This window comes from Costertonia aggregata, assembly GCF_013402795.1.
Lineage (GTDB): Bacteria > Bacteroidota > Bacteroidia > Flavobacteriales > Flavobacteriaceae > Costertonia > Costertonia aggregata.
The window spans coordinates 1,399,929-1,423,522 of sequence record NZ_CP058595.1; the positions used below are offsets into that span (position 1 = coordinate 1,399,929).

Here is a 23,594-nt window from a genome sequence, read left to right on the forward strand (position 1 = left end):
TAAAAAGCAATGGCTAGCATCAAACACAACCTCAACTTCTCAGAAAAGGATTCCAATATCAAGGGATTTCAAGAGGTCGTTTTTAGTGTTGCTGATATGAATCGATGGGTAGACTTTTTTCAACACAATTGTGGTTGGAAACTCATTAGTACCGAAAAAAGTTCTGATACATTAAAAAATATGTGGTCCCTAGATGATTCAGTAGAATGGGAAGAAGCAATCCTTCACAACGATGGTGACCATGAAGGATTTGTTCGTTTAATACAATTTAAAAATGTGGAACAACGACAAATACGTTCCGCAACCAATATTTGGGACACGGGCGGTATTTTCGATATAAATATGCGAACACCCGATATGGATTCGTGGTATCGAGAATTGCAAGATGAGGGCTGGAACGGTGTTTCAGAACCCAAACGTTATGTCTTTGGCCAATATGACGTGTCAGAAGTTTTAATGAAAGGCCCCGATGGAATTGTCATTGCATTCATGCAGCGTTTTGCACCACCTCTTTTGGATTTTGACCACATGAAAAAGACTAGTCGAGTTTTTAATTCTTCGGTTATTGTGAGCGACATGGCGGAATCCTATGATTTTTTTATTAACAAGTTAGGTTTCCAAATGTTCTTTCGATCCCCAGGTTTGGATAGAGAAACGGGACACAATGTAATTGGTATTCCACCCAATGTTAATCATGAAATAACGGTCCCCATTGACATTGTACGCCCTGACATTAACAACTTTGGCTCCATAGAATACTTAAAAACTAATGAACTCAAAGGACGGGACTGTGCTGAATTTGCGAAACCACCCAACTTAGGAATCCTAATGTATCGCTTCCCTGTTAGCGATGCGGATGACTATGCCGCAACTTTAGTAGAAAGAGGATTACAATTAAACTCAGAAGTACAAACCGTAACTGTCCCTCCGTATGGAAATCTAAAAATATTCTCGGTTCTTTCGCCTGATGGGGTATGGTTAGAATTTATAGAACTCATTGAATAATATAATTATGAAAATAAAAACAATTTTACTCATACCCTTTCTATCGCTTCTTTTTGCTATTTCATGTAAAGAGAATAAGACGGAAACACCAACTAGCACTTCTTCAATTTCAGCAGAAACGATTTTAGTTCAACCAGACGGCACCTATCCCAAAGTTCCATTGGAAAAAGATTCGGTGGTAATCAAAGTCATGCAGACCAGAGTGAAATCACTTTCCGGTTTTTCAACAATAGAGGAGGGCTTAGAAGAAAATATGTCTTACATGGAAAAAATGGCCGAGCAGGCCATGACCAAAGGCGATAAACCTGACATTATTCTATTTCATGAGTTTCCGTTAACGGGATATTCTTCAGGTACCCGGCAAGATAAACTACCCTTTACCATTGAAGTTCCGGGACCTGAGACCCAACGTATCGGAGAAATTGCTAAAAAGTGTGATTGCTATGTTGTTTTCGGAAGCTACGTGCGTGATACCGAATGGCCCGACCATATTCTGAGTATCAACACGGTCTTAGGCAGAGATGGCAAAATTGCTAAAACCTTCTGGAAATCCAGAAACATCAAACGCATTTACAAAGACCGTGAAATAACTACTACCACCATTGAAGCGGTTCGCGATGCCTATCGTGAAAAGTATGGCATTGAAGAAGAGTTTCCGGTATTGCAAACCGAGTTTGGCAATATTGCCGTGAGTACCGTACAATTTGACCCTTTTATATATGCGGCCTTCGCCATGCGCGGCACCGAAATAATGTTAAGAACTGCAACACTCTTTGCTGAAGAAGATGTTGTGTTCACAGCTTGGAGCAACGATTTTTATTCGGCAATGGCCAACTTCACGCTTCCAGAAAGTACAGGCTATGATGCTGGCGAATCGGTCATCGTGGCACCCAATGGAGATATTTTGGCCAAACACCCCAGTAAGGAGGAAGATGGTATTGTGGAGGCTAAAATTCCGATTGCCGCTTTTAGAAAAGATAGAACCATTCCCAATTATGCCTTAGAAATGACCCAACCTGTCTTTGAACAATATCAAGCCGAGGTACCTATCAATCATTTGGAAATGGAAAAAGAAAAACTACCAAAAACAGGCCAAGAAATGAAACTACTTATTGATAGCATCAGTAGGTACGATCCACCAAAAAAAGCCACTTGGTAGACCTCACCCAGAACTTCCGAAAATAGTAGTTCTGAACGGTGCATTCCTCTCCCTTTGGTCGTCGGACGAACGAGGAGAGGTAAATTGGAAACCCAAGGCAGAGCCATCAGGGAATCCTTAAGATTCAAAATATAAACCAATGATATAAATATGTCTTTACTATACAAAAGAATTACGCTTTGCGTAGCAGATTTAGAAAGGTCGCTTCAAATCTACAGAGATGTCTTGGGGTTTACAATCAACTACATTCAACCTTCTGAAAAAGATTCGTTTTCCTACCCTGTATTCAATATTCCAAATGAGGCAGATTTGAATTTCGCCACAATGGATAGCCCTACACAAGAACGCACCTTTGCTTTAACCGAAATCAAAGGTGTTCAGTTGCCCAAACAAGAAGGTATTCACATGTCAGCTTCAGTAATTAAAGTGGATGACCTGGAAAACGTCATTTCAAAAATCAAAGCACTTGGTTTACAAACTACGGATGTTAAAACTGATGAAAATGAGTACGCTACGTTTATTGAGCAGGCCTTTGTTGATTTTGATGGGCATTTGATCGTACTTTATCAATTAATGGAGAAATAATGCGGGGCAAGATGCGGCAATGGGTCATGGCCAAACGGCCAAAGGGACTTGTAAAACCCTCTGATTTTCTATTGCAAGAAGTTCCCGTTCCCACCATCCGAACCGGTGAGGTGCTGGTCAAAACGCTTTATCTAGGGGTCGCTCCTATAATGCTGCGCTATATGACCAATGAAACTTCATTTGAGAAACCAATGAATATAGGTGACGTGATGATTGGCAGGGGTGTGGGCCGTGTGGTAGAAAGTAAGTGCACAAAATTTAAGGTTGGTGACTTATTGCAGACCAAATTGGGTTGGCGTGAATATGGTGTTATTAAAGATGAGCCCTATTTTATGACCTACAAGATGAGTACGACCGATTTGAGTCCATCTTACGGGGTGGGCGCTTTAGGGATGAACGGTTTTACCTCTGTCATTGGCATGCAAGATATCTGCGAGGTAAAAAAGGGCGAAACGGTACTGGTTTCAGGTGCGGCAGGTAGCGTGGGCAGCATGGCAGGTTTTGTGGCAAAAGCACTGGGCTGCGGCACCCTGGTGGGCATTGCCGGAGGTACTGGAAAATGTACCTTGCTGACTGAATCCTTGGGCTATGACCATGCCATTGATTACAAGGCCCAAGGAATGTGTAAAAAATTTAGACACCTATTTCCCTAACGGGATAGATGTTTTTTTTGATAACGTTGGCGGCAGGTTATTAGATGAAGTTTTAGGCAGAATCAATCGAAGGGCGCGCATCGCGATCTGTGGCCGTATCTCGGAATATTTGATTACGCCTGAAGAATACCACAGACCGCGAAATATGTATCGTATTGGATTGAAGGACGCCAAAATGCAAGGCTTCTTTGTTTACGATTATCAAAAAGAATACCCCAAATATGAAGAACAATTGGCACCCTGGATTCGCGAAGATAAATTAAGACCCCTAGAAGACATTGGCCAAGGTATAGAGGAAATGCCAAATGCATTGATCAGCCTATATAAGGGGACACGCGGCGGAACTCGAATGGTCAGGGTTGCTTAATGGCATCATCTGTTTCCGAACGCTTTTGTGGCACATGAACAAGAAAACCCAAATATAACTGCCAGAGCTAGGTTACCTTTGGTTTTGCAATTTCGCTCGGGTGAATATTCTCGGGTACTTCAAGCGGTTGGGAAGGTGCTATCTTTTTGATAAAGAAGCTGATGACAAATGCTATGCACAATAACCCTACGATTACCCAAAAACTGGTACTGTACGATCCCGTTTGATCTGCGATAAAGGCGGTGAGCCACATACCAAGTCCTGAGCCAACACCTTCAAAAAAGGATATTAATCCGCCGATTTTTCCAGCGGACTTTACCCCAAAGGTGGTAATGATAATATAATTGAAAAGGGTGTACAGACCGCCCCAACCCAAACCGATACATATCAAAGAGGGCCATATCAGTGAAGCTGAATTCACTGCCAGTAGTGAAGCACCTACTATCATTAGGGCCAATTGTACTTTAAACAACTTATGCTCGTCAATAAAATCGGTAAAAACACCTGATGTTAATTTAGCCACCAAAATAATCGCAAAAAAGATACTAAAAGCATTGGCCGCTTCCTGTGGTGTAAATTCCAGTTCACTCAAATACAGAAAAAGATTGTCGATAATACCTAAAATACTGTAAAAACAAAATATACCTGCAAAGCAAATGGCCCAAAAAACAGGTGTTTTAATGGCATCCTGAATCGAAAATTCGACCAGTCCCGTCTCATCGTCCTCAACTACTTTTTCGCTGGCCTTATGCTTGTACTTTATAGGTTTCAAAAAAATAAAAATGACCACTGCGATGACAAGGGGAACGATAGCCTCCCATTGAAAAGCACCACGCCATCCAAAATTTTCAAGCAATCTAATGCCCATTTGCGGAACCAAAATGCCTCCAAGCGAAGTTCCTGCCAGCGCAATCCCTATCGCGGTACCCCTATTATTTCGAATGCGCTGGGAAACCATTATGATTACGGCGAGGGTCCCTGCCCCTGAAACGGCAAAGGCAAAAAGAAAGTGGATTGTATACATCTGCCAAGCAGAAGTGATAAGGGAATAAGTGTACAATAGCCCGGCGATAACCACAAGACCAATGATGAGCATACGCTTTACCCCATATTTATCGATAATAGCCCCAACAAAGGGCATAATGAGCGATGAAGCTACCAGATTGATCAGACTACGTAATTTTAGCTCGGAACGAGACCACCCGAATTCCTCTAAAATACTAGTATCAAAAACGCTGATGCCCGAAATAGTCATCCCATTGGTCACAACAAGTGTTATGGTACCCAATATCGCTATTCCCAGTAATACTCCAAATGATTGTTTATCGCTCATACTATATTTTTATATATTCTATTGGTGTATCATAAGGGGTTAGCTTAATCCCGTCTTTTCTTACTATCTCCATAACGGACAGATGCCCGTCAGAAAGTGTTTCTGTGAGTTGAAAGGTCATTCCCGGACCTATTATGCCAATATGGTTTGTGGTAAATTGATTGGTTTCCATTAAGCTATATTCGGCTATTCCAAAAGGTCGGATAGAGAGGTCATTGTAATCTAAGACAAAATTTGCGTTGGCATTGGTAGCTTCGGCGGCATTAAATTTTTCAGGTATTTGAACTGACTGTAAAAAAACCTTGCTTTTACCATCGGAGGTCAGGTAAAACAGTAAAGGTTTAATATCCATTTTTTTACCCGGATAGGTATAATAACTTTCCTCCAACACATAGATACCTTCATGACCTTCGGGCCGATTGAAGACCCTATGGCTAAATATATCGGTTACGTGCTTTGCATACGGATGTATTTGCTTACCAGCCTGCTTTTCTGCTTCAACTTGTGCCGTATTATCTAACGTACCACATAATATATCCGTAAACCTTTTCAATACTTTGTCCATTATCCTGCTTGAAAAATTTCTACATACATGCCGTTGGGTGTTTCCAAGAGACAAGCTTTGCCATCCCCTAGAATATAATCGGATACTTCCTGAATTTCCGATTTGATCGTAATCCCCTTGCTTTTTGCGTTCCGTACTACTTTTTCAATATCGCCAGTTTGGAAAGTGTACATACCGAGACCCTGATTGGGGATGCAACTTTGCACTCCCGTATCAATCATATTACCATCTTTAAAGTCTAACAGCAAAAAGTGATTTTGCGCTGCTTTAGGAGCATAGATTCCACAAAAACGAAAAGGTGTTCCAGGGTTCACTCCCAAAGCACCATCTTCGGCAGCTTCCCAGACCGAATCAAATAAAATATGATGTTCCAAAACATCGGTATAGAAAGCAACTTCTGCATCGGAATCCTTTGCGACAAAAGCGGAATATCCAGGACCTCCAAATCCGTCTGCGGGGTCACAAGGGGCCAATTGCGGATAGTTTACCCGTTCAATCCCCACGCAGTGCAAATAATCGGGTCCTTTATAAATGGTTTCCAAATAATGCCCTTTGTCACCATTTGCACGAACAATATCCCCTAATTGCATAGGTGCCATGGCTTTAACACCGTATTCCTGCATTCTCTTGTCCATTGCCTTGGCATCGGATGTTGGAAAACCTAAGGAAAAGGTACCCAATTCGTAAGAGCTATAACTTTTATGTATTTGTGGTGTTGGCGATTTCAAATGTAAGATCCGTAATTGAATGAGACTCGGTACGGTTGCACGATAGCAGTGATACAAATCAAAATCTATATCTTCCGGAACATTCCAAAATGCTTTGTGTTTGTTTTTTTCTTCATCGGTCAAGATTACCGCATCGATTTGCATCTTCATGACCTTACCATAAAAGTGTTTATAGGTTTCTAGGTCAACCGTACACAAAGTGGCGGTATGAATGTAGCTTGTTAAAGCACCTTCGCCAATTCCGTTAGGTATGTTTATTTTTGCTTTCCGCATAATTATTCACTTTTATTCTATTCTGTCTAAATTATGATAGGCATAGTTGGCTGCCGTGGAAATTACATCGCCCGTATCTAGTTCAGTAATCTTATCGCGATACGCGAACATATCTTCAGTCAGTTTTATTTGATAATTAAAGACACTGTTGCCAAAAGCACAATCTTTACCATTCATGTTCATATTGTACACATTACCTTGTTTTTCAACAATCAAATCACATTTATCAGGGTAGGCACTAATTTCTTCAACGGTCAAACTATCCAACATTTCAGGATTTCTCCAAGCCCCAACATATTTTTTCTTGTCCTTGAACGGCCACATTTTTACACGAATCGTCTGGGTAGAATCAATACTTAAAGTGTAAATACGTTGACGATAAATACTATCGGGTTGGTGGTCTCGATATTCTTCTACATACAATACGTTTTCGCCAATGGCGGGATTATTCAGTTTAATATAGTGCGACTCTACTTGAAGCCAACCATCTTTTCCGGTACCATCTAGCATCCAAACGTCCTCACCCGCTTCTTTTGCGGTGGCGATTTGTTTATCATTGTTGAATTTTCCCGGCCAAAACTCCATGATTTCAGCCAATTGTTCTTCGGGAGTAGTTGCTTCTTCCACATCTTCTTCCGCTTTTACGGAAGCCTCTGCTTTCTTTTCTGTCTTACAACTTATGGTCACTGCCACCAAAAGGATGATATAAGTTAATTTTTTAATCATGATTTTCATAATTGCTATTTACCATTTAACTATTTTTTTATTTCCGCTGCCACTCGAAAACCTAGCATAAAGCTCCGATAATCCGCCCCGTCTCGAGACCTAACGGCGGCCCTGCTCCAAGCGATCCCGCTTATCCAACTTCCTCCTTTTGGGGTTCTCCAAGTACAAGCATCATCGGTATTATCCGTCCAAGATGAACCATCGACAGGGGCATTGTTCAAATCTATTTGAAAGCAATCATTAGTCCATTCCCAAGCGTTGCCTACCATGTCGTGCAAACCAAATTTATTCGGTTTAAAACGTCCAACCTTTGTGGTGTAAACATATCCATCAGAACATGGAAAAGAAGGTCGCATAGGAAATTTATCGGCAAAAGTGCGGTCTCCAATGTTTGCATATTCACAAGCGTCTTCGGGATTTGTGCCCCAATACCAAGGTGTGGAGCTACCTGCCCTAGAAGCATACTCAAACTCTACCGTCGAAGGTACACGATAGGCACGGCCCGTTTTTCTGCTGAGCCATTTCGCATAAGCATCGGCATCGCTCCAACTTACGCATACGACCGGATCGTCTTCTCGTTGTGGGTAACCAGGATTTTCCCAACTATGCCCGGCAACATAACCGTAGCTTTTGCCATCGTAGTAATTGCAGCCAACGAGCGGTTCACCATCGCGAATGGGAATTTTAGATTTGTACTTTGTCTCTTCCATAAATCTGCGAAACTGCCGTAAGGTGACTTCGGTTTTGGCAATGGCAAAATCTTTGGCAATAGTCGCTTTTACGCGATTACGTTCGGCACGTTTGCGACCTATTTCCTCCTCATGAGAACCGATGTATACAAATCCCTTGGGAACTACCACCATTTCGGGGCAACCTTCACAATCGGTAAAGGTATCTATCTCATCCTTTTCGGAGATACCGTTGCTTGATATTGTAAAGACCAGTGATGCCAATACACTAAATCGGAGTAGTATTCTCATTTTAACGTCAGTTAATTTCTTGAAGCGTTTTCTTTATATTTTCAAAACTGGGCAAGGTCTTTCCATCAGTAGTTTCAGAATAACGTATGATTCCCTCGCCATCGATGACAAAAGCGGATCGCATTGAGAAACCTGTCATTCCCGCAAAATCACCATCAAAGAGAACACCATAATCCTTACTTACAGTCCGGTTAAAATCGGAGCCTAACTTAAAATTCAAATTATTCTCTTTGGCAAACTTGTCTAAAACAAAAGGCGAATCCACAGACACGCCAGCCACTTCGGCATTCAACGAAGCATAGTCATTTTCTTCCCCGTTTGCCGTGCATAATTGCTCCGTACAAACACTTGTAAATGCCAAGGGAAAAAAATGGAGTATGAGATTTTTGCCTTTATAATCACTTAATTGAATCGGTTCTAGATCGGTGCCTACCAATTTAAAATCCGGAGCTTTTTGTCCTGTAGTTACTTCTGCCATTTTACAAATTGTTTATTCTTTTTCGGTTTTCTCCATTTTGGCTTTTTCTGCCATATACTTTTTGTAAACCGTCCAAGACGTTTCATTTTTCCTCTTATCGTCCTTTGCGGGAGGGTTCATGTACAGGGGATAGCGCTCCTCAAGTATTTTCTGGATTCTAGGCCATATCTTATCCTTGTCCAAAACACTTTCGCCAGTTGAATTTACTACCATAACGCCTTGTTTGCCCCCCATATTCATCCACGGTAACCATTGAGAAATACGAGACCAGGAAATACTTGATCTTTCAAGGTCCTTGATTTTCGGATTCGTCAATTCTTCGGTGGAATAGTAGGTGTTGAATATTTCCATGGCGTGGTACTTACCCCCAACTGCACTTTGGTACTCACCGCCTAAAGGGTTGTCGTAAAAAAGAGGATATTCATATGATGTTACCGCCACATCACCGTACTGACGAAACGAAAAAGTAGCTCTGTCTTGGCCTTTGTCATCTTTTTCATAAATATAGCTGCGAAGACTAACAGGGTCGTTTGCCACATGAAGTACCTCAACGGTTTCTCCCGTCCATGGGTTTTCCCAGGTATCTAAAATTTCATTAGTTTCCGGGTCTAAGTACATCATGATTTCACGACCCACACTGCGAAATCCCTGACCTTTTACATCGTCTCCCACACAATCACATTGCCGAACGTTGATGCCCAACACATTAAAAATATTCTTGTCTTTTTCACCCTCGATGCGACTGTACATGCGGCCTTCCCACATACCATAAACCGGCTTCCCTTCTTCAAGAGTATTACAAACCGTTTTTTGAAGCATCTGAAGGGCCTCAAGGCCTTTAAATTCTTTTTTCTGTGCCTGAATGGAGAGCATAAACAACATGCCGAAAAATACCGTGATTTTTGTTTTCATTGTGATTGTATTAAGTGTTCAGTTCTAAAAATTCCCACCAAACCCCATCGGGGCTTCGCAGTGAAAAGCAGTTTACTTTGCCATATGGTTCTATAGTAATTTCTTGTAATTGTTGTTCTATCACAACTTCCTTTTTTACGAGGGCATCATAATATTCACTTACGTTTTCAACCTCGCAACGATACATCAATAAGCCTCTATTTGGAGGAATCGCAAGGCTTGAAAAGTTTTTTCCGGTAACTCCCTCGAACTCACAAGCTTGAAACATGACATCACGTGTGCCATCCAAGGAAAAAATATTTGCTTTGCAGGTGACATCCTGTATCATATTCATAGGGATGTTGAACATATTCTCCATGGGAGCGTCTTTCTTTACCTCATATTCGTTCAAAAGCGAAAAACCCAGTTTACTGACATAGAAGTCTTGTGTTTCTTCCAGGTTCTTTACGGTAAGTGAAGAATTATACACATGTGAAGGTATTTTATACCCTTCGGGAAGTTCTAAAGGGGGCTGCACCCGATGCGTAAAAGCGATAATAATATCATCATATCCTTTCATTAAAATATCATACAGTTCAAAAGGACCCATTTTTTGTAACAAAGGGTCACTCAGACCGTGCCACCCTAAATCACGAATTTCATCAAAGGTTTGTGCTACTTCCGGTACGCGCAGATTGATGTCCATAATACCGCCGATATCCCAGGGGTTTTGAGAAGAGCGAATGTGTTTTTGTTCTACATGATGATACTTGACCAACCGTAAGGAACCCGCCACGTGATTCTCGAACCGTATCAATTTTTCATCTGCCGTTACCGAAGTATTCAAATTCCAAAAGTCAAGAACCGTTCTATCGGATTTGTAATCTCCCACAACTGAAAGTCCGCCGTAATCACAAAAAAAACTTTTTACTTTTTCCATGTCCCCAACGCTGTAAACGACTTCTAATATGGTTTTTAATTGATACAAGGTGTTCTTTTTTCTTATGGATTGAAAAGATACAAAAAATAGTTAACTACATTAACTATTAATTTAATTAATCTTATTGCGGGTTCACATCACGAACCCGGTCGTAATTCTTGCTGAAGTTTTAGATTTCCAGGAGTCTTTAAATCACATTGCACGCGAACCCAACCCGGGTTAAAACCTATACGGTCGGCTCCTGGATTGCCCCAAGAATATATCAAGGTTTTTTGGGTTGCTTTATCCACAATATAAATGACAAAAGTCTCTCTGTGCATACCGAAAGACCATGTATTTCGCATACCAAAATGCATTTGACGCCCATCAGGGTATTCAAATTCAAATGAACCACCTTGGTCATACATATCTATATAATATTTAGTTACCGTAGGGCGACCGTTGGTATCATTTGGGAAATCCAACATACAGGTAAAGCATCTTGCTTTTTCCAATTGGTAGGCACTCACTTGTTCATCATCGGCCGAACGTTGCCCAAAGTCGTACTTCACTTCTTGAAATTCAAAGGTATCTTCAGTTATGCCAAATTGATAATCTGTGGTCTGTTGACCGTCTGTACTTTTATTACAGCTCTTATCTACGGTTTTTGCTAAAAATCCGTTACCATTACGTCGCAGTATCATTTCACAACCTTCAACCAAGGCCTCGGATTCTGGAGTCAAACTCGAAATTCTGTCAAAAGAATGCCCTGCTGCCAAGACAGCTGTTTTATCCTCAAAATGAAAAACCTTCACCCGTATCGCTTTTTCGGTATCATCCGGAAACAATTGATACACACATTTTCTGGTAATATTGCTCGGATCATCATTTCGATATTCTTCGACGTAAACCGCACCTACCCCAAAATTGGAATTTTGAAATTGTCTTACTGAGGCGTGCACTCTCTCGTGAGGAGCCTTTTGCCCTTCTTTCAGTTGTATTTTATCAAAATCAAGCTGCTCCACATTGTCATACTCGCCTTCCCATATATGCATGAGGTAATCCAATTCGCGTTCAGGGTAGGAAAACTTACGATTAGGTTCAACAGTTGTTGCCAAACGTTTTGTTTTTACGTTTGATGATTGGCCCATAGTAGGTGAGCTTGCATTTGCCTTCTTTTGTTTTTCTTGACTTTGACACACTAAAAAACCCATTAAAAAAAAGGTCAGTGTTATTTTCTTAATGGGTTTCATGAATATATGGTTTGGTTATTTATCTTTTTTTAGCCAATCTCCCACGCCATAAGGGTCGGGGTGCGCTGCTGAGACATGCTCGTGCCTGATTTTCCAATCTTCGTCTATTCTTTTCATCACGAAGGATGAGCGAAACGTAGTCATAATTTCCTTTTCACCAATGGAAATGTACAAGTCGGTCACGCCACCAATCCAACCCATATCGCCTACAATTTCTTCATAGGGCCCTTCCGTCCAAACAATCTTATCCAGAGAAATCGAGGAGGTCACGAAATCTCCCCATCCTTTCATAATCATACTGAAACCTTTGGTCGCCAAACGCGGGCCTTCCAACACGACGTAGGTATCTTCATCTGGACAGTATCCATTTCTGATTTCATCGATATCACGTTCCGATATGGCATTCCAGAATTTTCGAATCCTTTCTTGAAGTACTGCCATTACATTTCATTGATATCATTGGCAATTTCCTCCAAAGATTTATCGGGGTTTTCCAGTTCTTCTTGCTCTTGCTGTACAATGCGTAGTACGCGGCCGATATATTCAGCATGCCATGTCTGGCGCTGTTCCTCTTGTTCTTTGGTTTCAGGAACAAAGGTTTCAATATCCTCCCGGGTCACTACACCTTTTTTCTCTAACAAACGCTCAATACTATCCATTCGTTCACGCATCACTGCTAATTCACCGGCTACAGCCATGGTAATATTCAGGACACGTTCTACGGCTGGGTCATCATGAAAATAAGGTCGTTTGCCTTTGGGTTTGTTAGAGGCCAGTTTTATATAATCAATTTTTTCTTCCATTTTACAAGTTCAATTTTCATTTTCGCACAAGCGGAAAACTTTTAGTTTTTAATAGCACCGAATACATTCCAAATTGGGGAACGACCATGGTCTTCGGGTTCATCCGCTTTTTGGGAACCATCGTCCAAGTCGTTTTCTGCCTTGGCTCCAATTTGCATAAAATCTTCCTCCCTAAATCCTGAAGATTTCATTAAATCGACCGGTTCTATATCGTGCATTTTTGACCAGTAAGGCTCGTTGTTATATAAGGCATCCCAATCGCGGATAAACTTCTCGAAAAGACTCATGTCATCCGTATATTGTGGTTGTTCTATATGCAAGGTCAATCCCCCAGGTTTTAATACGCGGTACACTTCGTCCATAATTTTATAGATGGATTTTCCACCCGTTTCATGAAAGAACATGGTGGACTGCACCCAATCAAAAGATTCATCTTCAAAGGTTGTTTTAGCGGCATCCATCTGCATAAACTTCACGTTGGTGATACCCAAATCAACCGCACGGGCATTGGCATAACGCAGCATGGGCGCACCCGTATCAATACCGATAACCTCAGCATTTGGGAATGCCTTTGCGATAGGCAATACATTATGACCCATACCGCAACCGATATCCAGAATTCGTTTGGGATTGAAATCAGGATAGGTTTTCCTTACCCAGCTAACAATGGCTTTTCCTCCGCCATCGCTGTAGCGGCCTAAAAGTCCTGCTGTGGTGACGAAAAGCCCTGTATCGTAATTGGCAGCGGGGGTTACGTCATCCTCAATAAGCTCGGTATGATAACTGCCGGGCATAATGTGATTGTCACATGCCAATAAATAAGGCGGCACCTTCACACTTTCATCAAGTATCAATGAGTCTTTACCTTCATTTAGAGCTTTTACTTTATCACGTAATTCCGCCGCTTGGCGCAAAACGATAGAACGCCCAGCTTGTTGACGCATTTCCATTGTACTTCTTCTTAAGGAAGACCAAACTTGGTAATGGGCATCTTTGCTTATCGCTTGTTTTAGTTCTTCGGTGGATGCTATTTTTCTACCGTGTTCTTTCTCGAATTTAGGTTCAACCCTATTTTCAAAGGCCACTTTATTACCTGTAGATACATGTGCCAAATGTTTGTTCAAATTCGCCAAAAAATTATATCTAGCTCTTTCATCATGATTCATCTCGGGGAAAACAGCATGCTGTGCAATTTTATTATACACCGGTGGTAAGTTTCGTACGCTCATAACTTTCTTTTTAACTAATATATCCTAAAATTTTATCTTCTGCTATTGCAGCTTTATCTCTATCCGCGGGGCTGCCGTATCCAGCACCTCCGGGAAGTGTCAATATCAATTCTTCACCTGGGAACAACTTATCCAATCCCTTTGGTGGAAATTCTCTTTCCGGAATGATTTGAATGGAACCCATTTGTCCGTCCTTCCCTTCTAAGATTCCTTTTGCAGGAGTTTGTGTCTTTTCGGTCAACAAGGAGATGTTCAAAGGTTTTTCTCCTACATTGACAAAACTGAAACGCTGCCCTAAGCCACCTCTGAATTTACCTTCCCCAGCAGAATCTTTAAGCAATGATTTCTCCGTCACCCGTACAGCGACATCCGTTTCCAGAACCTCGATAGGAACGTTCGCTACGTTGGTCGGAAAGCTCAGTACGTGTTCGCCATCCATATTGGGTCTTGCGCCGTATCCACCATTTAAAAAGAAATATTCCACGAACTCTTTTCCTTTATGTTCCCCGTTTAATACGATACACCAGCATGCACTACCGCAGTCTGCTTGCACTTGTTCGGGAACCGCTTTTGCCAAGGCCCCAAACACGACGGAATGCAACATATTCCCAGTTATATTCCTCGCTCCAAGAGGAGAAGGCTTTTGTGCATTCACCAAACAGCCTTTCGGCGCGGTTACTTTTATAGGATAAAAAGACCCATCGTTATTAGGCACATCTGGACTGAAAGTACATTTAATGGGGTATGCCGTATAGGCAAAAGTATAGTTCAACACTGCATTTATGCTCAAAGGATGTGCTCCAGAAGTACCCGTATAATCGGCGTGAATCTCATCACCTTTGATATTAATCGTTATTTCAAAGTGGCAACCATTTCCGAGTCCATCGCCGTCGGTATCATACTCGTAAGAATAACTCCCGTCCGGGGCAGCCAACAATGCCTCACGCATGGCTTTTTCTGAGGCGTTGATAACGGCATCGGCCAAATCTTGTAAATCGGTCAAATCATTTTCTTGCATCAACTTCATCAACGAACGAATACCTTGATCGTTCGCCGCAATTTGTGCACGAATGTCACCGATAGTTTGGTCTGCAGCTCGCACATTGTGCTCTAAAATACTGAACAGCGTATGATTAGGCTTTCCTGCGGATATTAATTTTGTAGGCGGCACCATCAATCCCTCCTCATACAAATCGCGAGAACCTGCACCCCAAAGTACACCACCCATATCAGGCGAGTGTGCTATGGTCCCTATGAACCCTATTAAGTTCTCTTTGTGAAAAATTGGCGAGACAATACCGATATCGGGTTTGTGCCCGGCACATAACCAAGGGTCATTCGTCATGACTACGTCACCTTCTCTCCAAGTATTCTCAGGAAAATAATCTTTTAAAAGTGCTTTTGTCAAAATAGGAAGTACTCCCAAAAACGAGGGTACAGAAACACTGGACTGCGCTATTGAACGTCCCTTTCTATCCATCAAAACTACCGCAAAATCATTTGATTCGCGGGTAACCGTAGAAAATGAGGTGCGCTGCAAAGTTGTACCTGCCTCGTCGACAATACTTATCAATCTTGACCAGAGTATACTTAGTGCAATTGGGTCAAATTTTGTTTTGGTTACTTGCATAAAACTAATGCTAGAAAATTAGTTAACTAAGTTAACTAATTTTTAATTAACTATTTATTTTTGAGCGTAAAACTTTGATGTTTGACTTGGTTTCCACACAATTTCGTTATCGTTTGGATTAAAGGGTTCTTCCTAAAATTCTTCCAAAGCCCAAGGCAGGGGTAATTGCCATGCCACTACAAAAAGAACTGCCGCTTGTAGCGCCAAGGCCTAAAAATTCACCTGCTCCATACAGGCCTTCCATAGGTTCACCTTCGGTATCTAAAATTTGTAAGTCTTTGTTTACTTTGATTCCACCGAAAGTGACCAATACAGATGCATGTACCTTCAATGCATAAAATGGTGCTTCTTGAATTGAATCCTCTAAGAATTCACGGCCAAAATCAGGATCGTATTTCGTTTCTACCATTGTATTGTACTGCTCAATAGTGTTTCTCAGATTATCCGCTGGCAATCCCGTTTTCCCAGCCAGTTCTTCAATAGTGTCTGCCATCATCAGCGCTCGATTCTTTTTAGCTTCTTCCTTGATTTGCTCCACGGTCCAGCCAATCACTATGGGATTGTGATTTCCATTATGGTCATTCGAGGTCAGGGCTTTTTCATCAAAGACCACCCAAAAACACCAATCCGGTTGTTTCATCGTGGTCAGTTCACGCGTTTCGGGGCTTACCTCATCTTCCCGGATAAATCTTTTACCGTGTGCATTCACGTAAATGTCCCTTGGCTGACGATAGACAGAAGTCAATACCATGGCCCAGGCCTTATTGAAATCTACACGCCCACTGCCGGCCTCTTCTTCCATGCCTCCCAAACTCGGCAAATGAAAATCACTCATACGAAATTGTGCCCCATGCTTTTCGACAACCATATGACCATCAGCTGTCGCCGTTGGATAACAACTGCTCACTAAAGGAATGTCGCCATGTTTTTCTTGAAAATAGGCAGGGTTGCTTCCATAGCCTCCTGTCGTAATTATTATATTTTTTCCTTCGTGGTTTTGCTCCCCCGAAGGGGTGTCGCAAACTACCGTATCATACCTTTCTCCCGTTTTTCCCAATCCTGTAAAGGAATGTTCAAAATAAATATCAATGTTTCCACTAGCTACATACTTTTCCCAAAGAGGAAGCAGCACTTTATAGATACTCATGGCCTTTTCTGGACCGTAAATGGTTCTAGGGGTATCGTAAGCTACGTGACCATAAATTATTCTAGGACATTCCGGAGCCCATTCCATACCAATATCATCTAACCATTGAATGGTTTTTGGCGCCTCATAAACCGCTTTTTCAATAAGGTCCAAATCACCTGATTTGTTGTTTATTCTATAAATATCCGCCAGGTGTTTTTCCGGGGAATCTTCAATACCCTTTTCTTTTTGAAGATGTGTTCCCCCGGCACTCATGTGACCACCGGACCAGTGCATAGCCCCACCGACATAATCCGCTTTTTCAAGAACGCCCACTTTCAGACCTCTTTCAGCCGCAGTAATCGCACACGCCATTCCTGAAGTTCCTGCACCGACAATAAGAATATCGTAAACCATTTTTTAGTGTAAATCGATGATGATGTTCTTGTCGTTATCCACTTGAACTGAACTATTTACGCCCACAACCGTGGTGCTTTCTGTTTCTTCTATTATTGCAGGGCCATCAAATTTTTCATGTGGTTTTAAAGCATATCTGTCATAAACAGGACAATCTAGATAACCTGTCTCTTCAAAGTATACTTTACGTGTTCCTTTATAAGCATCGGTCGCTGCAACTCCCGCAGAAAACTGTTTCACTTTCATTTCTGGGGTTGGCCCTTTCACAACAACACGCCAAGTTACCATTTCCATAGCCATACCTTTGATCGAACGATTGTAACGGAATTCATATTCCTTTATAAATCGTTTCTCTATCTCAGCGACACAGCTTTCATTCAATTCTCCTTCGGGCAATGCAATGGTAATCTCATGTCCTTGCCCAGCATACCGCATTTCTACCACGCGATTTACGGTAGCATCCTTTTTAGCGATATCGGACTGTTCTAAAAAGGAATACCCATCATCGGTCATGTCTTCTAAGAACGTATTGACCTCTTTCCAGTCAATATCATTCAGTTTCATGATATGACTATGGATTTTTTCGCTGGCTACTGGGGAAACCAAAAAGCCCAAAGCAGAAGTGACACCAGCACCGACCGGAATGATAAGTCGTTTTGTATTCAACAATTTTGCCACTCCGAAAGAATGCACGGGACCAGCGCCGCCGAAACCAATCATGTTAAAATGACGTGGATCCATGCCTTTTTCCAGTACATGAACCCTCGCTGCATTGGCCATGTTCTCATTGACGATTTTATGAACACCCATGGCTGCCTCCTCAATGGAAATTCCCAAAGGTTTGGCCAATTTAGCTTCAATGGCTTTTCTAGCAGCTTCGACACTTAATCGCATTTCACCGCCCAGAAAGTAATCGGCATTTAAATATCCTAAAACTAAATCGGCATCGGTTACCGTTGGGTCTTCACCACCTAGATTATAACATGCAGGACCGGGAGTGGAAGAAGCACTATCAGGGCCTACGGTCAATAAACCAATGTTGTTGACACGTGCGATGCTTCCACCGCCTGCACCAATTTCCATTAAATCAATTACCGGAATACGCACCGGAAGTCCACTTCCCTTCTTAAACCGCTTTACACGACCGGCCTCAAAATGATTCGTTATTTCAGGTTCTCCTTCATAAATCACACAAGCTTTCGCCGTAGTACCACCCATATCAAAGCATAATAGGTTTTCCTCTCCCAAATGCTTTCCGAAGAAAACACCAGCCATAGCTCCCCCTGCAGGACCGGATTCCAACAAGTGAATTGGTGATTTTCGGGCACCATCAATAGTGGTCAATCTACCACTTGAAATCATAATGTTCACGTTGCCCTCAAAACCCGACTTGCGCAATTGAGTTTCGAAATCTTTGAGATATTTATCGGTTATGGGCTGCACATAAGCATTCATTGCCGTGGCAGAACTTCGTTCGTATTCACGAATTTCAGGCATAATCTCTGAAGAAAGACTGTAATAAATATCAGGTACGTTCTTTGAAAGGTAATCACCCAACGCTTTTTCATGCGAAGTATTCGCAAAAGAATTCAGTAGACATACCCCGACAGCTTCAATTCCATTTTCTTCTAGGGTGGATGCGAGACTTTCCATGGCATTCTCGTCCATGGGTGTCACTATATTCCCATGAATATCTACACGCTCGCTAACGCCCATTCTCAGATTACGCGGGACCAAGGGCTTCGGCATGGTCAAAAAGATATCATAAATATCATAACGCATCTCACGACCTATTTCCAGTACATCTTCAAAGCCTTTTGTAGTGATAAAGGCCGTCTTGGCTCCCTTGCGCTCAATAACTGCATTGGTCACCAACGTAGTGCCATGTACGATACCATCCATATTCTTTACGGGAAAACCGAACTTTTGCTCAATCTCTTTTATGCCATTGAAAATACCCACCGTAGGGTCTGGATATGTAGTCAATGTTTTCGCAAAATAGAGTTGCTTATTTTCCTGATTGAACAGTACAAAGTCTGTAAATGTTCCTCCGATGTCGATTCCTAGTTTCATTTCTGTCAAGTTCTGGTTCAAGCTCAAGTTTGAAGCTAATCATGAAGAACGTCTTGTCTCTTGGCTCTTATTTCTATTCTCTTATTTCGTACTTACCCTCGTACAGCTTACTTTTAATGGTATTCTTCCCCACCAGAAACATTCATTGCCTCACCCGTAATGTAATCGGCCTGGTCAGAGGCCAAAAAAGCAACCGCTTTTGCGATATCTTCTACGAGTCCGGTTCTTTTTAAGGGGTTTTTATCAACGATGCTTTGTAAATAATCATCATATTCCAAGCCTAGTTTATCACTGAAAAATTTGTTTTGCCAATGCCCTAGACCTGTGGTAATATGATTTGGGCAAACCGCGTTTACGCGTATTTTATAGGTTCCTAATTCCACCGCATTTGAGCGTGTTAATCCAATCATACCGTGTTTTGACGCCGTATATGCAGCAGCAAAAGGAAAACCTGATTTAGCAGCTTGGCTGGCTATATTGATAATTGCACCACCTTTACCTTGGTCGATCATAGCAATTGCTGCGTGTTTGGAACAGAGAAAAGCGCCTTTAAGGTTTACGTCTAAAACGGCATCCCAACTTTCTTCTTTGAATTCTGTGAAGGGTTCCATAATATAACCAACTCCAGCATTGTTCACCATAATATCAACACTACCAAAGACATCTCTTGTTTTATTCACTAATACCTCTACTTGGTCTTCGAAACGAATATCACAAACAATGGCTGTGGCATTCACTCCTTTGTTTTTTGCTTTTTTGACAATGGTTTCCATATCCTCGGTAGTTCCGATATGTTCCTCACTAAAGTTCTCACCTTGTGCAACTCCTATGTCCGAAATAACAACATTACAGCCTTGTTCTGCAAGTTTGAGCACAATGGCTTCCCCAATACCATCTATTCTTCCTGAACCTGTAACAATTGCCGTTTTCCCCTTTAGATTATACATAATTAAGCTATTTGTTCGGATATAATAAACATGGGATTATCTGCGAAGGATTGAAACTGTGCCGCTACTTTTTGCATGGCCTCTGAACTTGCTTCTTCCCCAAGCTTGTCCATATCATTTATCTGCAATACCTCACAATATTGATAAGGCGAAGGGTTTTCCGTACCCATTACATTGCCTAATCTATATACTTTGAAATCGTCTACGCAGCTCATTTGCGAAGCTGTAGGCACATCAGTTTCTTTGGCCCACTGTTCGTAGGCTTCTTTGGCGGATTGGTCTTTTAAATTGAATAATACGACTAGTGCTGACATAATGTTGTTTTATTGGTATTCTGTTGCTTCGACTAAGCTCGGCTACCCTCTGTTTGGTTTGGAGTGAGCAGAGCCGAAGTCAATTTGCTTATTTGATATCTCTTTAAAATTACCCTCTTGTGTCTTGATTTTCTCCTATTGTAAAAATGGATTCATATTTCCCTTTATGGGAAAGGAACCATTATAGTATCTAAATTATTTTCGTGCTTGTAAAAATGCGTTGCCAGCGGTTTTAATCAATCCCTGAACCGAGTTCATCACCATAGAAGCTCCTTTTTCAATCAAGGCTTCCGCACCTGCGGCATTGCCCGCCACTGTTCCAAACCATTTTCCAGAGTCTAAAATCGTAGCGAAGATCTCATCTAAAACCTTCTTCACCTCATCATGTGCCGGGCCATCATAATATCCCATCGACATGGCCAAATCCCTTGGACCGATAATAAAACCGTCTACACCTTCGATCTTACATAATTCAGGAAGGTTTTTTACGCATTCCATAGTTTCTATCTGTGGCATGACCAAAGTCTGTTCATTGGCAAAACCCACATACTCTTCTTGACTCATGGGGCCTTGCATGTAATCTGCAGCCCTTACCGGACCTAGCCCCCTTTTTCCGAAAGGAGGATATTTTATGGCTTCCACCAAGGTTTTTACATCGTCTACATTATCAATGGTCGGCATCATCACCCCCATGATTCCCGCATCCATATATTGTAAGATAAGCTTGGCATCCACACTTCTTATTCTGGCCAAAGGTGTGGTATTTCTTAATTCACAGGCCCTCACCATATTCGTAACGTTGGAAGCGGTGATGGCTCCATGCTCCCCATCGATCATGTAGAAATCCATCCCTAAAAGACCGATGTACTCACAAATGGTCGGGTCAGTTGTAGGTGATATAACACCCAATCCGACATTACCTTCGCTTATTCTTTTTTTCAGTTGGTTTTCTTTCATAATGATATCCTATTGGTTTACCCAAAAAATCGTGGTCGATACTACTTTCAAGAACAATTTACTAAAAATAGTTAATATAATTAACCATTAACTTTATTAATCATTAAAATTTATGAATAATTTTATAAGATTTTGACCAAGCATTACTTAGTGGCCAACAATAAAAATTGCTTATTTTAAAGTTAAGTTTATCATACCCTTTTACCAAATAAACGGTATAACCATATAACAATTAATAGTCATAAGAGAATTCTATTTAATGGGTGGGAACCTTTACCCAGGGTAGTTTAACTTCTATTCAATGGGTTCTCCTTTTGCAATTTTATCTCGCACAAAGTTCATGAGGCCACCTGCTTTGGCAACCTCGGCAACAAAAGGTGCTGCGGGTACCGATTGAAATGTAGTGCCCTTGGTCAAGTTTTTTATCGTTCCACTTTCGGGGTCGTACTCTAGCTCATCCCCAGTGCTACAACCGTCTGAAATGTTAGCGGAAGTAACGAAAGGCAGTCCGTAATTGGTAGCGTTCCTGAACTGTAACCGGGCAAAACTAGTGGCAAAAACAGCTTGTATTCCGGCTCCTCTTAACCCTGTAATCACATGCTCGATTGATTTGCCGCCTCCGGCAAAATTATGTGCTGCCACAATAAAGGTGTACCCCTTATCCTTAAAGGCATTTTCCTTATTGAATTCTTCTTTTACACCGGCCATGACCCATTTACTGTTTTCCTCGGGGTCTATTTCAGATGTCCAATATTCTTGTATGATAATGTCATAAGCCATTACATAATCGTCGGCTACCCAACATGTTCCTTTTATCATGGTATTCTGTTTTTAAGTCATCAATTCATTGAAAACCCGCATCGCGGATTCTGCCGCAGCTTCCATCCCACGGTTATTATTTGCTGTATGCTCACCCGCAAAATATAAATTGCCCACAGGTTTGATCATATCTTCGAACCAGGCTGCTTGACCTACCCCGAATTCAATATAGGCTCCTTTATTGTAAGGATATTTTCCCCAGTTTTGGGTGCCTAAATATTCTATTTTTCCTTTGGATGCCGGACGCATTTTATGTAGGGTCTTGATTGTAAAGTCTGCGATTTCTTTCTCGGTCATCTTGTCGAAAAAAGCTGTCCCTTTTCCGTTTACCCAACAAGCCATCTCGGTCTCATCAGGTAGTGCACTCATATTCATAATCCGTTCAAGAGGCGTATCGGTCCACATTCCCATGGGGATGCCGTCTTCCTTCCAATATTCTTCGCTATGTGTTAAATGAATTTGGGTGATATTGGTATAGTCCAGAGTATTTATGGCTTTTTTCTGATTCTCGTTAAAAGCCATATTCATTTTTACATCACGCAATGTAGTAAAAGGTAAGGTCGAAACCACTTTTTTAGCTCGATATGATGAACCGTCTTGACATTTTACCCTAACCCCACTGGATTGGTCATCAATATGGGTCACCATTTTATTTGCGTGCAATGGTTTGGACAACATGGCCACTACCTTGTCAATAAAGGCTTTCGTGCCCCCTTTGAAATTAAGTACTCTTTTAGAGCCGTTATATTTTACGAAAGCCCTACTGTGATGTGCGTTTAATGCGGAAGTCTCCCGGATATCGTTGTAATTGGCGCTAATGTTGGTTAAATCAATTTGTTCTTGCGTAAGACCGTTCCTACTCAAAAAACTACTATAAGCTTCATCCCATTCGGGGGATTTGTACCAGCTATCCAAGCCTTTTAAATAATCAGACTTGCCCAGTGCCATATATTGAAGTGAAGCCGGTTTGACTTCCTCTTCTGGCCAGGGGTGCCGTAATTTTCCGTTCATATAAATTGCCGATGGCGAATTCATATACTCGGTAATGTCTATCATCTCCGCACCCGAAGCTTCAATGAGTTGCAGCATGTAGGCATACTTGTCGCCGATACCTCGCCCGCCAACATCCCTGTTGATATCCGTTCTTGTGAACATACGGCCCCCAAAACGGTCGCTGCCTTCGAGCAATATGTAATCCTTATCTACTTTTTCAAGCATATATGCCAAATAAAGACCAGAGATGCCTCCGCCCAAAATCAAGATTTCGGTATCCTCACTTTTAGTACATGCAGTGGGCATTAGGGCTAAACCGGCGCTTGCCATGCCTATGTTGGAGATAAAGGTTCTTCTTTTCATCAATCAGC

25 protein-coding genes are annotated in these 23,594 nt (G+C 41.7%); 5 read left to right on the plus strand and 20 right to left on the minus strand.

Annotation, left to right across the window (positions count from 1 at the left end; all coding sequences use genetic code 11):
* Positions 1-9: 9 nt before the first annotated feature.
* From HYG79_RS06480 to HYG79_RS06500, 5 genes are all read left to right on the plus strand, one after another.
* Positions 10-1,005, plus strand: a complete 996-nt coding sequence (locus tag HYG79_RS06480; protein ID WP_179241301.1) for a VOC family protein — start codon at positions 10-12, stop codon at positions 1,003-1,005.
* A gap of 7 nt (positions 1,006-1,012) precedes the next feature.
* Positions 1,013-2,164, plus strand: a complete 1,152-nt coding sequence (locus tag HYG79_RS06485; RefSeq protein ID WP_179241302.1) for a carbon-nitrogen hydrolase family protein — start codon at positions 1,013-1,015, stop codon at positions 2,162-2,164.
* A 150-nt stretch (positions 2,165-2,314) separates the two neighbouring features.
* Complete coding sequence (locus HYG79_RS06490; protein WP_179241303.1) at positions 2,315-2,749, plus strand: VOC family protein; 435 nt, start codon at positions 2,315-2,317, stop codon at positions 2,747-2,749.
* On the plus strand, positions 2,749-3,402 hold the full coding sequence (locus tag HYG79_RS06495; protein WP_179241304.1) for an MDR family NADP-dependent oxidoreductase: 654 nt from the start codon (positions 2,749-2,751) through the stop codon (positions 3,400-3,402). Before HYG79_RS06490 ends, HYG79_RS06495 begins: the two co-directional genes overlap by 1 nt.
* A complete protein-coding gene (locus tag HYG79_RS06500) occupies positions 3,338-3,769 on the plus strand; it encodes an MDR/zinc-dependent alcohol dehydrogenase-like family protein (protein ID WP_179241305.1) in 432 nt (143 codons plus the stop codon). The genes HYG79_RS06495 and HYG79_RS06500 overlap by 65 nt, the downstream gene beginning before the upstream one ends.
* A gap of 67 nt (positions 3,770-3,836) precedes the next feature.
* Here the strand turns inward: HYG79_RS06500 and HYG79_RS06505 are convergent, their stop codons facing one another.
* The 20 genes from HYG79_RS06505 to HYG79_RS06600 form a co-directional block, all read right to left on the minus strand.
* Positions 3,837-5,102: an MFS transporter gene (locus tag HYG79_RS06505; RefSeq protein ID WP_179241306.1), complete on the minus strand. Its 1,266-nt coding sequence runs from the start codon at positions 5,100-5,102 to the stop codon at positions 3,837-3,839.
* Between the two features lies 1 nt (position 5,103).
* Positions 5,104-5,667 (minus strand): hypothetical protein, encoded by a 564-nt coding sequence (locus tag HYG79_RS06510; RefSeq protein ID WP_179241307.1) that lies wholly within the window; start codon positions 5,665-5,667, stop codon positions 5,104-5,106.
* Positions 5,667-6,668 (minus strand): VOC family protein, encoded by a 1,002-nt coding sequence (locus HYG79_RS06515; protein WP_179241308.1) that lies wholly within the window; start codon positions 6,666-6,668, stop codon positions 5,667-5,669. Before HYG79_RS06515 ends, HYG79_RS06510 begins: the two co-directional genes overlap by 1 nt.
* A 12-nt stretch (positions 6,669-6,680) precedes the next feature.
* The gene (locus HYG79_RS06520) at positions 6,681-7,394 is read right to left on the minus strand and encodes a chromophore lyase CpcT/CpeT (protein WP_179241309.1); all 714 of its coding nucleotides are present in this window, start codon (positions 7,392-7,394) and stop codon (positions 6,681-6,683) included.
* A gap of 29 nt (positions 7,395-7,423) precedes the next feature.
* Positions 7,424-8,374 (minus strand): formylglycine-generating enzyme family protein, encoded by a 951-nt coding sequence (locus HYG79_RS06525; protein ID WP_179241310.1) that lies wholly within the window; start codon positions 8,372-8,374, stop codon positions 7,424-7,426.
* A 7-nt stretch (positions 8,375-8,381) separates the two neighbouring features.
* Positions 8,382-8,852 (minus strand): redoxin domain-containing protein, encoded by a 471-nt coding sequence (locus HYG79_RS06530; protein WP_179241311.1) that lies wholly within the window; start codon positions 8,850-8,852, stop codon positions 8,382-8,384.
* A 12-nt stretch (positions 8,853-8,864) separates the two neighbouring features.
* On the minus strand, positions 8,865-9,764 hold the full coding sequence (locus HYG79_RS06535) for a DUF1838 family protein (protein WP_179241312.1): 900 nt from the start codon (positions 9,762-9,764) through the stop codon (positions 8,865-8,867).
* A gap of 10 nt (positions 9,765-9,774) precedes the next feature.
* Positions 9,775-10,731, minus strand: coding sequence for a VOC family protein (locus HYG79_RS06540; protein WP_179241313.1), 957 nt, complete (start codon positions 10,729-10,731; stop codon positions 9,775-9,777).
* A gap of 89 nt (positions 10,732-10,820) precedes the next feature.
* Positions 10,821-11,915 carry a CpcT/CpeT family chromophore lyase gene (locus HYG79_RS06545; RefSeq protein WP_179241314.1) on the minus strand — a complete coding sequence of 365 codons (1,095 nt, stop codon included), beginning with the start codon at positions 11,913-11,915 and terminating at the stop codon, positions 10,821-10,823.
* A 15-nt stretch (positions 11,916-11,930) separates the two neighbouring features.
* Positions 11,931-12,356 carry a nuclear transport factor 2 family protein gene (locus tag HYG79_RS06550; RefSeq protein WP_179241315.1) on the minus strand — a complete coding sequence of 142 codons (426 nt, stop codon included), beginning with the start codon at positions 12,354-12,356 and terminating at the stop codon, positions 11,931-11,933.
* Positions 12,356-12,718, minus strand: coding sequence for a hypothetical protein (locus HYG79_RS06555; protein WP_179241316.1), 363 nt, complete (start codon positions 12,716-12,718; stop codon positions 12,356-12,358). The genes HYG79_RS06550 and HYG79_RS06555 overlap by 1 nt, the downstream gene beginning before the upstream one ends.
* Positions 12,719-12,759: 41 nt before the next feature.
* Positions 12,760-13,947 carry a class I SAM-dependent methyltransferase gene (locus tag HYG79_RS06560; protein WP_179241317.1) on the minus strand — a complete coding sequence of 396 codons (1,188 nt, stop codon included), beginning with the start codon at positions 13,945-13,947 and terminating at the stop codon, positions 12,760-12,762.
* Between the two features lie 10 nt (positions 13,948-13,957).
* Positions 13,958-15,577 (minus strand): hydantoinase B/oxoprolinase family protein, encoded by a 1,620-nt coding sequence (locus HYG79_RS06565; protein WP_179241318.1) that lies wholly within the window; start codon positions 15,575-15,577, stop codon positions 13,958-13,960.
* A gap of 118 nt (positions 15,578-15,695) precedes the next feature.
* Entirely contained in the window at positions 15,696-17,120 is a 1,425-nt protein-coding gene (locus HYG79_RS06570; RefSeq protein ID WP_179241319.1) for an FAD-dependent oxidoreductase, read from the minus strand.
* Positions 17,121-17,123: 3 nt separating this feature from the next.
* Positions 17,124-19,193 (minus strand): hydantoinase/oxoprolinase family protein, encoded by a 2,070-nt coding sequence (locus HYG79_RS06575; RefSeq protein ID WP_179241320.1) that lies wholly within the window; start codon positions 19,191-19,193, stop codon positions 17,124-17,126.
* Between the two features lie 113 nt (positions 19,194-19,306).
* A complete protein-coding gene (locus HYG79_RS06580) occupies positions 19,307-20,140 on the minus strand; it encodes an SDR family NAD(P)-dependent oxidoreductase (protein ID WP_179241321.1) in 834 nt (277 codons plus the stop codon).
* 2 nt (positions 20,141-20,142) lie between these two features.
* On the minus strand, positions 20,143-20,454 hold the full coding sequence (locus HYG79_RS06585; RefSeq protein WP_228027946.1) for a hypothetical protein: 312 nt from the start codon (positions 20,452-20,454) through the stop codon (positions 20,143-20,145).
* 195 nt (positions 20,455-20,649) lie between these two features.
* Positions 20,650-21,411, minus strand: coding sequence for an HpcH/HpaI aldolase family protein (locus tag HYG79_RS06590; protein ID WP_179241322.1), 762 nt, complete (start codon positions 21,409-21,411; stop codon positions 20,650-20,652).
* A gap of 294 nt (positions 21,412-21,705) precedes the next feature.
* Positions 21,706-22,230 (minus strand): 3-isopropylmalate dehydratase small subunit, encoded by a 525-nt coding sequence (locus HYG79_RS06595; protein WP_179241323.1) that lies wholly within the window; start codon positions 22,228-22,230, stop codon positions 21,706-21,708.
* A gap of 12 nt (positions 22,231-22,242) precedes the next feature.
* A complete protein-coding gene (locus tag HYG79_RS06600; protein ID WP_179241324.1) occupies positions 22,243-23,586 on the minus strand; it encodes a flavin monoamine oxidase family protein in 1,344 nt (447 codons plus the stop codon).
* Positions 23,587-23,594: the final 8 nt, after the last annotated feature.

Bases quoted from the DNA above. Each gene is read 5' to 3' on its own strand.
- HYG79_RS06480 (WP_179241301.1), top strand. From the start codon at position 10: ATGGCTAGCATCAAACACAACCTCAACTTCTCAGAAAAGGATTCCAAT.
- HYG79_RS06485 (WP_179241302.1), top strand. From the start codon at position 1,013: ATGAAAATAAAAACAATTTTACTCATACCCTTTCTATCGCTTCTTTTT.
- HYG79_RS06490 (WP_179241303.1), top strand. From the start codon at position 2,315: ATGTCTTTACTATACAAAAGAATTACGCTTTGCGTAGCAGATTTAGAA.
- HYG79_RS06495 (WP_179241304.1), top strand. From the start codon at position 2,749: ATGCGGGGCAAGATGCGGCAATGGGTCATGGCCAAACGGCCAAAGGGA.
- HYG79_RS06500 (WP_179241305.1), top strand. From the start codon at position 3,338: ATGACCATGCCATTGATTACAAGGCCCAAGGAATGTGTAAAAAATTTA.
- HYG79_RS06505 (WP_179241306.1), bottom strand. From the start codon at position 5,102: ATGAGCGATAAACAATCATTTGGAGTATTACTGGGAATAGCGATATTG.
- HYG79_RS06510 (WP_179241307.1), bottom strand. From the start codon at position 5,667: ATGGACAAAGTATTGAAAAGGTTTACGGATATATTATGTGGTACGTTA.
- HYG79_RS06515 (WP_179241308.1), bottom strand. From the start codon at position 6,668: ATGCGGAAAGCAAAAATAAACATACCTAACGGAATTGGCGAAGGTGCT.
- HYG79_RS06520 (WP_179241309.1), bottom strand. From the start codon at position 7,394: ATGATTAAAAAATTAACTTATATCATCCTTTTGGTGGCAGTGACCATA.
- HYG79_RS06525 (WP_179241310.1), bottom strand. From the start codon at position 8,374: ATGAGAATACTACTCCGATTTAGTGTATTGGCATCACTGGTCTTTACA.
- HYG79_RS06530 (WP_179241311.1), bottom strand. From the start codon at position 8,852: ATGGCAGAAGTAACTACAGGACAAAAAGCTCCGGATTTTAAATTGGTA.
- HYG79_RS06535 (WP_179241312.1), bottom strand. From the start codon at position 9,764: ATGAAAACAAAAATCACGGTATTTTTCGGCATGTTGTTTATGCTCTCC.
- HYG79_RS06545 (WP_179241314.1), bottom strand. From the start codon at position 11,915: ATGAAACCCATTAAGAAAATAACACTGACCTTTTTTTTAATGGGTTTT.
- HYG79_RS06550 (WP_179241315.1), bottom strand. From the start codon at position 12,356: ATGGCAGTACTTCAAGAAAGGATTCGAAAATTCTGGAATGCCATATCG.
- HYG79_RS06555 (WP_179241316.1), bottom strand. From the start codon at position 12,718: ATGGAAGAAAAAATTGATTATATAAAACTGGCCTCTAACAAACCCAAA.
- HYG79_RS06560 (WP_179241317.1), bottom strand. From the start codon at position 13,947: ATGAGCGTACGAAACTTACCACCGGTGTATAATAAAATTGCACAGCAT.
- HYG79_RS06565 (WP_179241318.1), bottom strand. From the start codon at position 15,577: ATGCAAGTAACCAAAACAAAATTTGACCCAATTGCACTAAGTATACTC.
- HYG79_RS06570 (WP_179241319.1), bottom strand. From the start codon at position 17,120: ATGGTTTACGATATTCTTATTGTCGGTGCAGGAACTTCAGGAATGGCG.
- HYG79_RS06575 (WP_179241320.1), bottom strand. From the start codon at position 19,193: ATGAAACTAGGAATCGACATCGGAGGAACATTTACAGACTTTGTACTG.
- HYG79_RS06580 (WP_179241321.1), bottom strand. From the start codon at position 20,140: ATGTATAATCTAAAGGGGAAAACGGCAATTGTTACAGGTTCAGGAAGA.
- HYG79_RS06585 (WP_228027946.1), bottom strand. From the start codon at position 20,454: ATGTCAGCACTAGTCGTATTATTCAATTTAAAAGACCAATCCGCCAAA.
- HYG79_RS06590 (WP_179241322.1), bottom strand. From the start codon at position 21,411: ATGAAAGAAAACCAACTGAAAAAAAGAATAAGCGAAGGTAATGTCGGA.
- HYG79_RS06595 (WP_179241323.1), bottom strand. From the start codon at position 22,230: ATGATAAAAGGAACATGTTGGGTAGCCGACGATTATGTAATGGCTTAT.
- HYG79_RS06600 (WP_179241324.1), bottom strand. From the start codon at position 23,586: ATGAAAAGAAGAACCTTTATCTCCAACATAGGCATGGCAAGCGCCGGT.